This is a genomic window from Micromonospora parva, from assembly GCF_000718515.1.
GTDB classification, from domain to species: domain Bacteria; phylum Actinomycetota; class Actinomycetes; order Mycobacteriales; family Micromonosporaceae; genus Micromonospora; species Micromonospora parva.
This window is the reverse complement of the sequence record NZ_JNZS01000049.1, coordinates 1-15,506: the sequence shown is the minus strand read 5'-3', so window position 1 is coordinate 15,506 and position 15,506 is coordinate 1. Positions and strand designations below refer to the sequence as shown.

At 69.4% G+C, this 15,506-nt stretch carries 11 protein-coding genes; 2 read left to right on the top strand and 9 right to left on the bottom strand.

The window, feature by feature from the left end:
* The 7 genes from IF22_RS0132330 to IF22_RS0132300 form a co-directional block, all read right to left on the bottom strand.
* Positions 1-985, bottom strand: a 985-nt coding sequence (locus tag IF22_RS0132330; RefSeq protein ID WP_036412851.1) for an extracellular catalytic domain type 1 short-chain-length polyhydroxyalkanoate depolymerase, incomplete at its 3' end; no start/stop codon positions are given.
* 306 nt (positions 986-1,291) lie between these two features.
* Positions 1,292-3,430 (bottom strand): alpha-glucuronidase, encoded by a 2,139-nt coding sequence (locus tag IF22_RS0132325; protein ID WP_245233806.1) that lies wholly within the window; start codon positions 3,428-3,430, stop codon positions 1,292-1,294.
* Positions 3,427-3,561: a hypothetical protein gene (locus IF22_RS36265; RefSeq protein WP_280940618.1), complete on the bottom strand. Its 135-nt coding sequence runs from the start codon at positions 3,559-3,561 to the stop codon at positions 3,427-3,429. Before IF22_RS36265 ends, IF22_RS0132325 begins: the two co-directional genes overlap by 4 nt.
* Positions 3,558-4,247, bottom strand: coding sequence for a DUF624 domain-containing protein (locus IF22_RS0132315; RefSeq protein ID WP_030338255.1), 690 nt, complete (start codon positions 4,245-4,247; stop codon positions 3,558-3,560). Before IF22_RS0132315 ends, IF22_RS36265 begins: the two co-directional genes overlap by 4 nt.
* An 83-nt stretch (positions 4,248-4,330) precedes the next feature.
* Positions 4,331-5,968 (bottom strand): ABC transporter substrate-binding protein, encoded by a 1,638-nt coding sequence (locus IF22_RS0132310; RefSeq protein ID WP_030338253.1) that lies wholly within the window; start codon positions 5,966-5,968, stop codon positions 4,331-4,333.
* A 52-nt stretch (positions 5,969-6,020) separates the two neighbouring features.
* Entirely contained in the window at positions 6,021-6,932 is a 912-nt protein-coding gene (locus tag IF22_RS0132305) for a carbohydrate ABC transporter permease (RefSeq protein WP_245233805.1), read from the bottom strand.
* Positions 6,929-7,918 carry an ABC transporter permease gene (locus IF22_RS0132300; RefSeq protein WP_030338250.1) on the bottom strand — a complete coding sequence of 330 codons (990 nt, stop codon included), beginning with the start codon at positions 7,916-7,918 and terminating at the stop codon, positions 6,929-6,931. Before IF22_RS0132300 ends, IF22_RS0132305 begins: the two co-directional genes overlap by 4 nt.
* Positions 7,919-8,215: 297 nt before the next feature.
* On the opposite strand from IF22_RS0132300, the gene IF22_RS0132295 reads away from it, so the two are divergent.
* Positions 8,216-9,253: a LacI family DNA-binding transcriptional regulator gene (locus IF22_RS0132295; protein ID WP_030338248.1), complete on the top strand. Its 1,038-nt coding sequence runs from the start codon at positions 8,216-8,218 to the stop codon at positions 9,251-9,253.
* 21 nt (positions 9,254-9,274) lie between these two features.
* The gene (locus tag IF22_RS0132290) at positions 9,275-10,324 is read left to right on the top strand and encodes an acetylxylan esterase (protein WP_051708925.1); all 1,050 of its coding nucleotides are present in this window, start codon (positions 9,275-9,277) and stop codon (positions 10,322-10,324) included.
* Between the two features lie 9 nt (positions 10,325-10,333).
* Here IF22_RS0132290 and IF22_RS0132285 read toward each other — a convergent pair whose 3' ends face one another.
* Positions 10,334-13,978 carry an nSTAND1 domain-containing NTPase gene (locus tag IF22_RS0132285; protein ID WP_051708924.1) on the bottom strand — a complete coding sequence of 1,215 codons (3,645 nt, stop codon included), beginning with the start codon at positions 13,976-13,978 and terminating at the stop codon, positions 10,334-10,336.
* Positions 13,979-14,473: 495 nt separating this feature from the next.
* Positions 14,474-15,506: glycoside hydrolase family 10 protein (locus IF22_RS0132280; protein ID WP_030338242.1), on the bottom strand; the 1,033-nt coding region annotated here is incomplete at its 5' end.

Below are 15,506 nucleotides of genomic sequence, written 5' to 3'. Positions count from 1 at the left end.
GGGGTGGGGTGGTCGGGGGTGGGGTGGTCGGGGGTGGGGTGGTCGGGGGCGGGGTGGTCGGCGGTGCGGTCCCGTCCAGCCCGAAGAAGCGGATCACCTGCGCGGCGTCGACCGGAAGGTTGTGCGTGACACCCTGCATGCTGATCGCCTCGACCGGCGCCATCGGGCCGCTGCTGCCGTACCGGGTGCGGGTGTAGCCGGACTGCGGGGAGTCGGTGTACGTCGGGGTCTGGCTCAGCCCGTGCACGTTGGTCCACTGCTTGACCTGCTCACCGAAGTTCGGGTAGCGCAGCGTCTCATCGTTGGTGCCGTGCCAGATCTGCATCCGGGGTCGCTGTCCGGTGTAGCCGGGGTACGCCTCCCGGACGAGGTCACCCCACTGCTGCGCGGTCCGGATGAGTTGCCCGTTCGCGCACTGGCTGTTCCACTCCGAGGTGCCGCCGGTGGCGAAACAGGCGAACGGAACCCCGGCGAACGAGGCGCCCGCCGCGAAGACGTCCGGGTAGTCACCCAGCATGACGTTGGTCATCATCGCGCCGGACGAGGTGCCGGTGGCGAAGATCCGCGCGGGGTCGGCGGAGTAGCGCTGCTTCACGTAGTCGACCATGGACATCAGCCCGACCGGGTCGCTGCCGCCGCCACGGCGCAACGCCTGCGGCGAGTAGACGTCCCAGCACTTACTGCTGCGGGTTGCCGACGGGTAGATCACGATGAACCCGTACCGGTCCGCCAGGGATGCGTACTGCGTGCCCGAGTGGAACGCGGGGCCCGTCCCGGTGCAGTAGTGCATCGCCAGGAGAATCGCCGGTCGGGTCGCCACCCGGTCCGGGACGTACAGGTGCATCTGCAGGTTGGTGGGGTTGGTGCCGAAGTTGGTCACCTGCGTGAGCGTCGCCGCCGACGCGGGGGTGGCGAACGTCAGCGCGGCGGCGGCCAACGTCACGGCAGCCATGACGACGCCGAGCGTTTTCGTCTTGAGTGTCATCGTCGCGATCCCTTGCGAAAAAAGGCGCGTGGAAGGGGACTTGAGTCGAGGACTGCCCTTCGCCCGACCTTGACCGCGGCTCGCGTGACCATGCCAGCTTCAATCGAGCACGTTCGATTGTCAAGACTTCCGGAAACCTTTCGCCGCAGCGGTTCCGGCGGCCACCTGCGCTACCACCGACATCGACCGGCATGATCAGCGACTACAGGTCGCGAGAAATTACCGGGACATTATCGGTACGCGCAGACCCCGGTGAGCGCGAGGTGACCGACGGCCCGACCGGGTGGTCGGGCCCTCGGTCGCCGCTCAGTAGATGTCCCGCCCTCGCTCGTCCGGCACCCCGGACTTGCGGAAGAAGTACGTGTTGATCTGGTCGCGCCACTCGGTGGCACACCGCACCTGCTCCTCCAGGCGTTCGGCGACCCGCTCGTACACGCTCGGGTCGATCATGCCGTTGAGCCGCTGCCACCGTCGCCGCATCGCCGTCACCTCCTCCACCCCCGCGAAGTGGGTGTCGTAGATGTGCTGGATGACCGTCGAGCCGCTGTGCAGCACATGCCCGTACGGCACGTGGTGGAAGAAGAGCAACAGCTCGTCGGGGCAGCTCTCGGGTGACTCGTACACCTGCGCCCAGTACGGCGGGTACTGGCCGGTGAAACCGGTGCCCGACGCGCGGCTGCGGTCCACGCCGACGCCGTCGCGGTCGGCGAAGTGGTAGGTGCCCCACCGCGTGTACTCGTACCCGTCGACGCCGGGGCCGTAGTGGTCGCCGGGGTTGACCATGAAGCCGACGCCCAGCGGGGCGGTGTAGCGCTCGTAGGTGCGCCACGAGTCGTCCATGATCTCGTGCAGGGTACGCCGCACCAGCTCCGCGTCGGCGGTCGCCGACGGCGGGAAGGTCAGCGTGATCCACTCGTCGAGGACCGCCGTCGGGTCCCGCCGCGGGTCCCAGGCCAGCCGGCCGAACGAGTACAGGTTGGCCTGCGCCAACGGATGCCCGGTCCAGAACGGGTCGTCGCCGACGTTGGCGACGGCGACCATCCCGCCGCCCGCCCCCGCCTCCCCGGTGACCACGTCGGCGATCGTCCGCCCGCCGGGCCCCCAGGGGGCGAAGCTGAGCACCTCACTCCACCACGGACCGAGGTGGCAGACGTGCCGCTGCTGGCCCGTGTACTCCTGGGTGACCTGCAACTCCACCGCCAACCGGGTCGCCGGCATCGCGGCGAGCACCGGTGAGATCGGCTCCCGCGTCTGGAAGTCCACCGGACCGAACTTCACCTGGACGACCACGTTGGTGCGGAAGCGCCCGTCGAGCGGGGCGAAGTGATCGTAGGCGGCCCGCGCCCGGTCGGTGGACCGGTCCCGCCAGTCCTGGTGGTGGTTGTAGACGAACGCCCGCCAGTGCACCACTCCCCCGTGCGGGGCGAGCGCCTCGGCCAGCAGGTTCGCGCCGTCGGCGTGGTCACGGCCGTACGTGAACGGGCCCGGCTGCCCCTCCGAGTCGGCCTTCACCAGGTAACCGCCGAAGTCCGGGATGCGCTCGTACACCCGCCGGGTGGTCGCGGCCCACCAGACCCGCACGTTCTCGTCGAGGGGGTCGGCGGTCGACAGGCCACCGAGGAGCACCGGCGCGGCGAAGCTGACCGACAGGTGCACCCGGATGCCGTAGCGGCGCAGCACGTCCGCGATCTCGGCCACGTCACCGAGCCGTTCGGTGAGCAGCAGCGCCTCGGTGCGGACCACGTTGACGTTGTTCACCGAGATCGCGTTGACCCCGCAGGACGCCAACAGCCGCGCGTACTCCCGCACCCGGTCCAGGTCGCCGCGCGAACGGCCGTCCCGCCAGAAGATCGAACCGCCGGCGTACCCCCGTTCGACCTGGCCCATCACCGGGTGCACAGCGACGTTGTCCCAGTGGTTCAGCATCCGCCGGCGCAGCGCCGGCCGGTGCCACTCCGGCGGGCGGGCCGGGTCGAAGGCCGCCGCGCAGAGCCGGACCACGTGGAAGAGCCCGTACAGCAGGCCGGCCGGCGCGTCGGCCAGCACGACCGTCACGTCACCGGCCCGCGCCAACACGAAACCCTCGTCGCCGAGCGTCTCGCCGTCGCCCAGCTCGACCAGCGCCGCCTCACCGGCGGCACGGGCCGCCTCAACCGACGGGTTGGGCAGCTCAGCGGCGTCGCGCAGGGCGAGCACCAGGTCGACGTCGACATCCCAGGACGGGGAGTGCCACACCAGCCCGCCGTAGCGCGCGCAGGCCCGTGAGACCTCGTCGAGGACAGTGTCGACGAGCAACCCCTCGCCGTGCAGGAGGACGCGGCGCGCACCGAGCGACCGGAACGCCTCCGGGGGCAACCAGGCCGGGTGGACCCGCGGCCCGTCACCATCCATCGGCTCGTCGACGAACATCAACTGCTCCAGGTCCACTGACTCTTCGGCGTTCACCGGTCTCCCTCCAGCACGACGACCCGGTACGCCGGCAGTCGCGGGGTGGCGAGCGCCGACGGCGGTTCGGTCTCCTGTCGCGGGTTGTGGTCGCCCCCGAAGGGCACCGTGGCGCTCAGGGGCAGGCTCATGTCGTGAACTCCTTCCGAATCAGGTGGATCATCGGCTCGCTGACGCGCAGGAACGCCAGGGCGGCGATCGACGCGAGCAGCGTCAGCACCGCCTCGGAGAGGACCGCGGTGACCCCGGCCGCCGCGGCCAGCAGCAGGACGTTCCCGACGGTGACCGCCGGGGTACGCACGAGGAAGTGCACCGCCAGTCGGAGCACGTCCCGGGTGCGGAAGTCGAACAGCGAGGTGATCACCAGGGCGTTGGCCGCGCCGAGTGTCACCGCCACCGCGATCAGCACCAACGGCACCGTCCACCAGGTCGCCAGGCCGATCGCGTCCCGGTAGGCGAGGTTCAGGGCGAGCACGGCCAACCACAGCAGCGTCGGCACCCAGATGCGCAGCACCCCGAACGCGTTCGCCCGGTAGCCGCGCCAGAACACCGCGGCCGGGCGCAGGTCGGTCAGGTCGGTTCGCTGGTGGCGCAGGACGTACAGGGCGGCGGAGAGGGCCGGACCGACAGGTACCAGGAGGAGCGCGACCAGCGGCAGGTTGCTGGGGTCGCGGTCCAGCAGCAGCAACGGGAGCAGGCCGGGCACTGTGGTGAGCAGCAGGAGCAGTTCGACCACGAGCAGGATGTAGACGCGTGAGGTGATCCGCGACAGTGGTCCGTCGCCGAACTGTCGCCAGGTCTGGGCCGCGCCACTCACTGTCGTTTCCTCTGATCGTCCGACCGGTGCTCACGACGAGGTCCGGTCGGGCCGCGACTGGCCGCCCGACCGGACCTCGCTGATCAGCCGTTGTTCTTCTGGAACCGCTCGTACGCCTTGTTGACCAGCTCGATGTACTGGTCGGAGTTCTTGGCCTTCAGCTCCGCCACGTACGCGTCCCACTCGGCGAGCGGCCGCTGGCCGAGGGCGAACTTCAGCGTGTTCTGGGTGACGAAGTCCTTCAGCGGCGTCTCCCAGAGCGACACCTGCTCGCGCTCCTCGTCGGTCAACGGGGCCGGCGGAGGCACCATCCGCGGGGCACGCGCGTCCATCACCTTCTGGAACTCCAGCTCCTCCGGGGAGAAGAACCCGCGGACCAGGTCGGGGCTGCCGCCGTAGGCGAAGACGCCGTTCTGGAAGCCGAAGTCCTTCTGCAGGTGCTTGGGCGCCTTCGGGTTGAGGCCGAGGAAGTCGACGCCAGGGTTGAGCGTGCGCTTCCCGGAGGCGTCCTTGGTGAAGGTGGTGCCCTCGACGCCCCAGCGGGCGAACTCCAGGCCGGCGTCCGAGTACCACAACCAGTCGATGAACTGCATCATGGCCACGAAGTTCTTGCTCTCCCGGGCCTTCGTGGAGATCATGATGCCGTTCTCCAGCCGGGGGAACGGGTTGACCTCGCCGGCCGGGCCGACCGGCAGCGGGATCTTGGCCATCTTCGCGTTCGGCAGGGTCTTGGCCAGGTCGGGCCGGTGGTTGTTGACCAGCGTCTGCGCGTTTCCGGTGACCACGAAAGACTTGCCGTTGGCGAGCTTCTGCCGGGCCTGGTCGTCGGTCTGGGTGAAGCTCTCCGGGTCGAGCAGGCCCTCGGCGACGAGCTTGTGCAGGAAGGTGACCATCTGCTTGTACTGCTCGGACGCTCCGGTGTAGGTGAACTTCTTCGCCGCCGGGTCCCAGGTGGCGTGCTGGTAGTCCCAGCCCGCCTGGGTGCCGTGGGCCGAGCCGAGGATGTTCAGCAACGCGCCGGTCGGGTTCGGCTTGCTGAAGAGGTCGGAGTACGGGTAGACGTTCGGGTACTTCGCTTTCATCGCCTTGAGTACGGCGTACAGGTCGTCCCAGGTCTTCGGCGTCGGCAGGTTGAGTTCCTGCATGATGTCGGTGCGCACCAGCACCGTGTAGTCCTGCGTGGGCTTCTCGTGCAGCCCGGGCAGCAGGTAGAACTTACCGTCGGCCTGCCGCAGGTTGTCGATCTCCGGCTTGAGGTTCCACTTGGCGATCTTGTCCTTGAGGTTGGGCATCAGGTCCAGGTAGTCGCTCACCGGAAGGATCGCCCCGGAGGCCACGAACGCGTTCTCCTGCGGGTGGTACGTCTTCGGGATGATCAGCGGCGCGTCCCCGGCGCCGATCAGCAGGCTGCGCTTCTGCTCGTAGTCGCTCAGCGGCACGGCCACCGGTTCGATGGTGACGTTGGTCCGCTTCGTCAACTCGGACCAGAACAGCCAGTCCTCCTTGAGCGGGTAGAACGTGTGGTTGTTGTAGAGGGTGGAGAACGAGAGCGTCTCGCTGGCCCTGAACTGGTCGCCGACGCCGTAGTCGGCCATCGCGCCGACCCGGTTCCCGGAGAGGTCCGTCGACTCACCGGGGTCCTCGGAACAGGCGGTGGTAAGGGAGAGCGCGAGCAGACCCGCGGTGGCTACCGCCACGCGGCGCCACGTCTTGTGGAGCATGGCTCGTCCTTTCGATGGTGGGTTCGGAGGTGCCGCGGTGCGGCATTCGGCGTCATCCCTTGACCGCGCCGAGCATCACGCCGCGGACGAAGTACCGCTGGACGAAGGGGTAGACCGCCAGGATCGGCACTGTGGTGAGCACGATCGTCACGGCCTGGAGGGTGGCCGCGGCCTGCACAACGTCGGCGTCGGCAGCGCCGGACTGCTGTGCGTCGGTGGCGCCCGCGATGAGGTTGCGCAGGTAGACGGTGACCGGCAGCAGATCCTGCTGGTCCATGTAGAGGAACGCGGTGAACCACGAGTTCCAGAAGGAGACCGCGTAGAAGAGCACCATCGTCGCGATGATCGCCTTCGACAGCGGCAGCACGATCCGCAGCAGGATGCCGTACGTGTTCAGCCCGTCGACCGCCGCGGCCTCCTCCAACTCGGTCGGCAGACTCTCGAAGAACGCCTTCATCACCAGCAGGTTGAACACGCTGATGGCGTTGGGGACCACCACGGCCCAGATGGTGTTCTTCATCCCCAGGCTGGTGACCAGCACGTAGTTGGGAATCAGACCACCGGAGAAGAACATGGTGAACAGCGCGACCCCGACGAGCACTCCGCGCCCCTTGAGCTGCGGCTTCGACAGCACGTACGCGTAACAGGTGGTCAGCACGATGGAGATGAGCGTGGCGACCACCGTGTACACCACCGTGTTGCGGTAGTTCGTCCAGAACAGCGAGTCCGACATCACCAGCTTGTACGCGGTCAGGTCGAACCCACGCGGGACGACGCTCACCTTGCCGGCGATGATGTACGCCTCTTCGCTGAGCGAGCGGGCCACGATGTTGAGGAACGGGTACAGCGTCACGACCACGACGCCGAGCAGGACCACCGTGTTGACGACGCGGAAGATCCGGTAACCCCGGCTGTCGTCCGGCCCGCGGGTCTTCGGGGCGTCGATCTTCGTACCGAAGGTCACCACAGGCTCGTCCCCACCGTGCGACGGGAGATGACGTTCGCCGACAGGACGAGGATCAGCCCGATCACCGCCTCGAAGAGACCGATGGCCGCCGCGTAGCTGAAGTTGCTCGACTGGAAGCCCATCCGGAACAGATAGGTGGAGACCACGTCGGCGGTCGGGTACGTCAACGGGTTGTAGAGCAGCAGGATCTTCTCGAACCCGACGGCCAGGAAGCTGCCGATGTTGAGGATCAGCAGGGTCATCATCGTCGGGCGGATGCCGGGCAACGTGATGTGCCAGGTTTGGCGCAGCCGGCCCGCGCCGTCGATCCGGGCGGCCTCGTACAGGTCCTCGTCGATGGTGGTGAGGGCGGCGAGGTAGAGGATCGTGCCCCAGCCGACCGTCTGCCAGACCTCGGACGAGACGTAGATGGTGCGGAACCACTCCGGTTTCTGCAGGAATGCCACCGGGTCGCCGCCGAACAGACTGACGAGTTGGTTGGCCGTGCCCTCGATCGAGGTCAGCTGCATGACCATCGCGGCCACGATCACGATCGACAGGAAGTGCGGCAGGTAGGAGACGGACTGGACGAACCGCTTGAAACGGCGGGCCCGGACCTCGTTGAGCAGCAGCGCCAGCACGATGGGCAGCGGAAAGCAGAACAGCAGGGTCAGTGCCCCGAGCACCAGGGTGTTGGTGAACACCTCCCAGAACGTCGGGTCGGTGAGGAACATCCGGAAGTAGCGCAGCCCGACCCAGTACTCACCGAAGATGCTGCCGCCCGGCTTGAACCGGCGGAAGGCGATTATGTTGCCGAGCATCGGCAGATACCGAAAGACCAGGAAGAACAGCAGCGGCAGAATGGCGAGGGAGTAGAGCTGCCAGTCCCGGCGCAGTGCCTGCCGCCAGCTTCGGCCACGTCGCGGTGGGCGCGGAGCAGGACTGCGCGCCTCCTGCGGTGAGCGCGGCGGCGCCGGCGGCGGTGGCCGCAGGGTGGATGTCATCCACGACCTCCTATGCCGACTGGGGAACAGCCCCGATCCGAAACTTCACGATCCGAAACTTTCCGGAAACCTGCGCAACCTTTTCGGCAACCTAAGTGCCCCATCGATGCCTGTCAAGAGTCTCAATCGGACCACCAGGCATTGTTTCCTGCACACGGTGACCCTGAGATCGGCGTTCCGTCGTCGACGGGCCGCGCGACGACCCACCAATGGGCACGCCGACGGCGAGACCGACTGGCGTGAATGTCGCATCATGTTAAGGTCGGCCGAAACTTTCGGATGTTGTATGGGGCTGCGATGACAGAGCACCGCCCGCTCGGCCCACCCGCCTCCACCACCATCGCGACCATCGCCAACGATGTCGGCGTCTCGGTCGCGACCGTTTCCAAGGTCCTCAACGGACGCGGCGACGTCGCCCCCGGCACCAGAGCCCGGGTGGAGGCGAGCCTCGACCGCCACCAGTACCAGCGCCGCGCCCGGCGACACGCGACCAGCGGCGGTCGGGTGGGCCTCGTCTTCCACGAGTTCGACACGGGCTGGGCGATGGAGATCCTGCGGGGCGTCGAGGCGGTGACCTCCGCCGCCGGCATCGGGCTGTCGGTCGCCCAACTCGACGGCGCGCACCGACCGCCGGCACGCTGGCTGGAGGCGTTGCTCGCCGACCGCCCGCTGGGTGTGGTGTTCGTCCTCTCCCACCTGGCCGAGGCGCAACAGCAGCACCTGCGTCGGCAGGGCATACCGTTCGTCGTCGTCGACACCGACAGCGCGACCTCGGCCTCCGTGCCCACCGTCGGGTCGAACAACTGGAACGGCGGCCTGCTCGCCGCTCGGCACCTGCTGGATCTGGGGCACCGCCGGATCGCCGTCATCTCCGGCCCACCCGAGGTGCTGTGCAGCCGCGCCCGCGCCGCCGGCTTCCAGTCGGCCCACGAGGAAGCCGGGCTGGTGCTCGACCGCGAGCTGATCCGCTACGGCAGTTTCTCCGCCGGAGCCGGGCACGCGCACGGGCTGCAACTGCTCCAGCGGCCGGACCGGCCCACGGCGATCTTCGCCGGGTCGGACATCCAGGCCATGGGGGTGCTCCGGGCCGCCCGCCAGTGCGGCCTGCGGGTGCCCGAGGACCTTTCGGTGATCGGCTACGACAACCTGCCGCTCTCCGCCTGGACCGACCCGGCCCTCACCACGATCAACCAGCCGTTGCGCGACATGGCCGGCATCGCCACCCAGATGCTGCTCGACCTGACGAGAGGGAACGAGCCGGCGACCAGCCGGATCGACCTGGTGACCGAGCTGGTCGTCCGGGAGAGCACCGCGCCACCGACACACCCGCACTGACCCCGGCCCCTGCGAGGACCCGTGCCCCACTGCGCCAACACCGTCGACGAGCTTCAGCGCTACGCGCCCGAGGTCGCCGAGCCCGACGACTTCGACGAGTTCTGGCGGGACACGCTCGCCGAGGCGGCCGCCGCGCCGGTGCTCGTCGACGTCCGTCCCGAGCCCACCGACCTGCCGCTGCTCGACTCCTGGGACGTCACGTTCGCCGGTTTCGGCGGTGACCCCGTACGCGCCTGGTACACCCGCCCGGCGGGGGTGCGGGAGCCGCTGCCGGCCGTGGTCGAGTACGCCGGCTACGGTCGCGGTCGCGGCCTTCCCCACGAACGGCTGACCTGGCCGGTGGCCGGGTACGCGCACCTGCTGATGGACAACCGGGGCCAGGCGGGCCAGTACGGCGCCGGGGACACCCCCGACCCGCACGGCGCGCCCGGCGGGCCCGCGCCGGTCACCTGGGGGGTCCTCGATCCGCGGACCTACCACTACCGCCGCCTGATCACCGACGCGGTCCGGGCGGTCGCGGCGGTCCGGGCGCTGCCCGGGGTCGACGGCGACCAGGTCAGCGTGGTCGGCAACAGCCAGGGTGGCGGCCTCGCCCTGGCGGTGGCCGGTCTCGTCGACGACCTCAGCGCGGTGCTGACCACCGCCCCGTTCCTGTGCGACATGCGTCGCAGCGTCGCGCTCACCGATCTCGCGCCGTACGGCGAGATCGCCCGGTACCTGGCCGTGCACCGGGAGGCCGAGGAGGCGGTCTGGCGCACGCTGTCCTACGTCGACGGCGTGAGCTTCGCCCGCCGAGCGACGGCCCCGGCGCATTTCGGGGTCGGCCGGCGCGACACCGTCTGCCCACCGCGAACGGCCTTCGCCGCCTACAACCACTACGGCGCCGCGAACGGCAGGCCGGTCCCACCCGAACGCGAGATGCACGTCTACCCGTTCAACGGTCACGAGGGCGGCGAGGCCGTACACGTCCGGCGTCAGCTGCGCTGGCTGGGCTCGGTGTTGCGCCCAGCCCGGTACCGCCGGGCACATCCGCTCGTCGACCGGACGCCACGGCGCGCACCGACACCGTGAGTGTGCTGCTCACGGCTCCAGCAGGCGCTGGACCGGAGCACACGCACGGCAGGGCCAGACGCGTACGGTGCCGTCGTCGTGGGTCGAGACGAGCCGCTCGCCGTCCGGGCTGAAGTCCACGGTCTCCACGGACGCCCCGAACCCGTCGAAGGTCACCGACTGCGCGGTCTCCGACGCGCGCCACAGGCGGGCGGTGCCGTCCTTGCCGGCGCTGAGCACCCACCGCCCGTCCGGGCTGAACGACACGTGCCAGACGGGGCCCTCGTGGCCTCGCAACACCATCGGCGCGACGCCGCTGGTGATGGAGTGGATCTGCACTGTGCCGTCGAAGCCGGCGCTGACGACCCGTTCTCCGTCCGGGCTGAAGGCCACGGCCCAGACCAGCCCTTCGTGACCGGGAAGGAGCAGCGGGTCGGCCGCGCCGAGGGCGTCCCAGATCCGCAGGGTGCCCTCCGCGCCGGCGGTGGCGACCTTCGTGCCGTCGGGGCTGAAGGCGGCGTACCGGATCTCCTCGGCGACCCGATGGACCACCGGGCCGCGCTGGCCGGTCAGGTCCCAGATGCGCAGGCTCCGGTCGTTGCTGACACTGGCCAGGCGACGGCCGTCAGGGCTGAAGTCGGCGGTCCACGCCTGTTTCTCGTGCCCGCGCAGCACCACCGGATCGTCTCTGCCGGCAAGGTCCCACACCCGTACCGTCCCGTCGCTGCCGCCGGTTGCCACCCGCGTGCCGTCCGGGCTGACCGTGAGGCCGTAGACGTCGCCGTCGTGGCGGCCGAGCAGCCGAGGCTCGTCGGGCGCGGCCAGGTTCCAGACCCGCACCGTGCCGTCCTCGCCGCCGCTGACCACCCGCTGCCCGTCCGGGGTGAACGCGGCGGACCAGGAGGCCTTGTCGTGGCCGCGCAGGATCACCCGTTCGCTGCCCGGGTCCCAGACCCGCACCGTGCCGTCGTCGGCGGCGGTCACCAGCCGCGATCCGTCCGGACTGAACGCCACCGCCCAGACCCGGTTGGTGTGACCGCGCAGCACCAGCGGGTCGCCAGCGCCGTCGGCGTTCCAGATCCGCACGGTCAGGTCGTCGCTGGTGGTCGCGATCCACTGTTCGTCCGGGCTCAGCGCGAGCCCTTCCACTGTGCCCTCATGCCCCCGCAACACCACCGGAGCGGTCGACCCGGTCAGCGACCACACCCACGCCGTACCATCGCTGCTGGAGCAGGCCAGGCGGCTGCCGTCGCGGCTGAACACCAGTGTCCTGGTGGCCGTGCGCGGCCCGGTCAGCGTCGTTGCGGCGGATCGGTCGGCCAGATCCCAGAGCCGCACCGTCGCGTCGTGGCCGCTGCTGGCCAACTGCCGCCCGTCCGGGCTGAACGCCACACCCACAGCGACCTTGGTGTGCCCCCGCAGCACCACCGGTCGAGCGCCGCCGCGGGCATCCCAGACCCGGACGGTGGTGTCCTCGCCGGCACTGGCAACCAGCCGTCCATCGGGGCTGAACGCCACGCCCCACACCGGGCCCTCGTGCCCGCGCAGGACGATCGGCCCAGCGGTCGCGTCGACCTGCCAGATCCGGACCGTACCGTCCGAGCCGGCGGTGACCAGCCGCTTCCCGTCCGGGCTGAACACCGGGCTCCAGAGCTGCCCGTCGGGTCCGCCGGGGAGAGCCAGGCCCGGCCCGGAGACGCCGCGCCCGGTCCAGGTCCACACCCGCACCTCGCCGTCCGTCCCGGTGGCAGCCACCCGCTGCCCGTCCGGACTGAACGCCACGCCCAGGGCCTTCTTGCTGCTCATCGGCACGATCGCCTGGAGCCGGTCGTTGACGGCCGCCTGGCGGAGCACCATCTCCGCGTCGAGAGTCGGGCGTACGGTCAGCGCGCGCTTGGCGAGCCGTTGGGCCTGTCGCGGATCGATCTGCAGTTGGTTGCCGGCCTCGACCGTCAGCTGCCGAGCAACAGCGAGGTCCCGTTCGGCCGCCGCCCGGTTCGCCTGCACCAGAGCCACCGCCGCGAGGACGCTCACCACCACAACGATTGCCGCGAGCCCGGTCAGTGCCACCCGGGTCCGCCGCCGTCGGGCCGAACGGCGCCGGGCCTCCCGGGCCCGGCTGGCCTCCAGAAAGTCCCGTTCCAGGTCACTGAGGTCCAGCACCCGGTGGGCTCCCCAGAGCGCCAACTGAACCCCCCGGTACAGGAACCCGTCGGCGCGGTGATGCCGATGCCACTCGGCGGCGGCCTCCGTCAGCCTGCGGTGGGACCGCAACAGCTCCCGATCTTCGGTCAGCCAGCGGCGCAGCCGGGGCCACTCCTGGATCAGGGCCTCGTGGGCCACCATGACGCCCTTCTCGTCCGCGGTGACCAGGCGCGCGGCCGTCAACCGACCCAGCACCCCGGCCGCGGCCAACGGGTCGGCGCCGCCCACCAGCTCGGCGAGGGGGGCCCGACGTCGGGTGTCCTCGGTGCCGTCACCGAGGGCGGTCAGCCGCAGGAAGATGTCCCGGGCCAGCCCGCGCTGCCCCTCGTCGAACTGCGCGTACACCCCTTCGGCGGTCCGGGTGATGGCACCGTTCACGCCGCCCGACTCGCGATAGTGGGCCAGCGTGATCCGCTTGCCCTGGCGCAGGCGTGACGTTTCCAGCAGCGCGTGGGACAGCAGCGGCAGTGCCCCCGTCTGACCGCCGACGTCGGCCACGGCCATCTCCACCAGCGCCGGATCCACCTGCAACCCGGCCCGCTCGGCCGGGCCGGTGATCGTCCGGCGCAGATCCTCGTCGTCCATCGGGCCGACCAACAGTTGGTGCTCGTGCAGGGCCGCCACCAGGGCCGGGTAGGCCGCGCACCGACCATAGAAGTCGGCCCGCACCCCCAGCACCACACGCGCCCTGGGAAGATCCGCCGCGGCGAGCAGCGCCGCGATGAAGCCCGATCGCTCCTCCTCGTCGCGGCAGAGCGTGAAGAGCTCCTCGAACTGGTCCACCACGATGAGCAGGTGTGCGACCGACGGACGGGAGTCGAGAATCCGCTCGATCGTCGCGCGGATGTTCGCCGGATCCTCGATCAGCTCGCTCTGGACCGTGCCGCGCGCCAGGTCCTGTCCATTCACGAGCTGAGTCGCGAGTTCCTCGACCGGGTGTTCGCCGGGGGTCATCAGCACAGTGGCCCAGGCGGGCTGGCCCTTCCCGGGATTCTCCGCCACTGCCGCCAGCAGGCCGGCGCGGAGCAGTGATGATTTGCCCGCACCAGACGGGGCGAAAACAGCGACGAACCGCAGACGGGTGAGCATTTCACACAGTTGAGCCACCATGCGCTCGCGTCCGAAGAACCATTCTGAGTCCTCCGGCTGAAAGGCCGCCATTCCCCAGTACGGCCCCCGGCTGACCTCCGTCGTCTCGGCGGACGCCACGCTGGCGATCAAACTGTGCCACCGCTCGGTCCACTCGGCCAGATCGCCGTCGCACGCGGCCACGTACGCGAGTGTCACCTGAAGGCTCGGCACGGTCTCGCCGCTGGCCGCCTTCGCCAGGGTGGTCACCGAGAAGTGGGCCCGTCTGGCCAGTTGGCGGTACGTCGGCGTCCCCGCCTTCGCCCGCAGTTTCCGCAGGTCGAGCGCGAATCGCTCCAGCTCACCCGCCTCCGGGTCGAGCGGCCGCTCAGGTCTACCCACGTTGTCCCCCGTCGAAGAGTTGTTTGTCAGTCTCACGACATGATTGGCAAACAATCCATGGGGGACTATATCTAGTTTCGTGATCGCCGATCGGTGACTGTCAGATAGCAGCCATCGTACGACGAGGTGTGCGGGCGCCTTCGACAGGCAACGCGATCGGCGGCACGGAGGAGAACGGGGAGGGCGGTGTGACGCGCGCCAGAAACGGCATCGGCGTTGTTACCGACAACACTGGTGACCGTCCTGGGATCGGGGGGCGTCACACGGTCCTGAATAGACGGGGGGGTCTTTGTTCAGCGACGCACATGATCGTTTTCTCGGATTCGTCGACGCTGTCAGCGCGTACCCCGAACGACCGGATCGACAAAGTCTGGGCCTGCGCCTCCTGATCGCGGCGACGCCGGGCGGCTGCTCGGCCAGCGGTCGGAAAGTGATCGGACCGGCTGATGGGGCGGCGACGGATTCCGTCGCCGCCCCATCAGGGTGCGCCGCTGGTCAGGAGGCGGTGCAGGACTGGACCACCGGGCGGTTCCAGTTGCCGTTGGCCATTGTGGTGAAGCCGAAGGAGTTGCCGCTGCCGTTCGACCGCATGGTCATGACGTTCCCGCTGCTGTCCCAGGTCGGGCTGCCGTTCCAGGTGCTGGAGATCTTCTGGGGCGAGGTGACGGCGACCACGACGGTCCAGCTGCTCGCGCCGCTGACGGTGACCGTGCTGTTGAACCGGTCGCCCCACCGGGTGCCGTCCTGCAGGGTCGCGGTGCAGCTGCCGCCGGGCGGGTTGGTCGGCGGGAGGACCGCGTCGTACGCCGGCTTCTTCGAGCCGTTGCTGTTGAACAGCAACGGGGTCTGGGAGGCCCGCCACGAGTCACTGTCCCGGATGCCCCACACCGTGACGCCGTTGCACCGGGCCACGGCCAGGCAGTCCTCCACCACAGCGCGGTAGGTGTTCGCCGGTGCGCCCTGGATGTCCAGCTCGGTCACCTGCACGTCGACACCGAGAGCCGCGAAGCTCGACAGCGTGGTGCGGTAGTTGCTGTTGTAGGGCGAGTCGTTGTTGAAGTGCGACTGGAACCCGACACAGTCGATCGGCACACCACGCGTCCAGTTGTCGGTGTTGTAGTCGTTGTAGCACAACTTCGCGTTCGGATCCGCCGCGTCCGCCGCCCGGAACGCCGCCTCGATCCAGTCATTGCCCGTACGCTGCAAATTCGAATCACGACGCGCACCCGAACTACCATCGGCGAACGCCTCGTTCACCACATCCCACGCCACCACCTGACCCCGGAAGTGCGTCGCCACCTGCGTCACATGATTGAGCATCGCCTGCCGCAACGCACTACCACTCATGCTCTGCATCCAACCCGGCTGCTGCGAATGCCACGCCAACGTGTGACCCCGCACGCTCATACCCCGAGACCGCGCATGGCTCACAATCTGATCCGCGGCACCGTAACTGAACCGACCCTGCTGCGGCTCCGTCGCGTCGATCTTCATCTCATTCTCAGGCGTCACCGAATTGAACTCACGG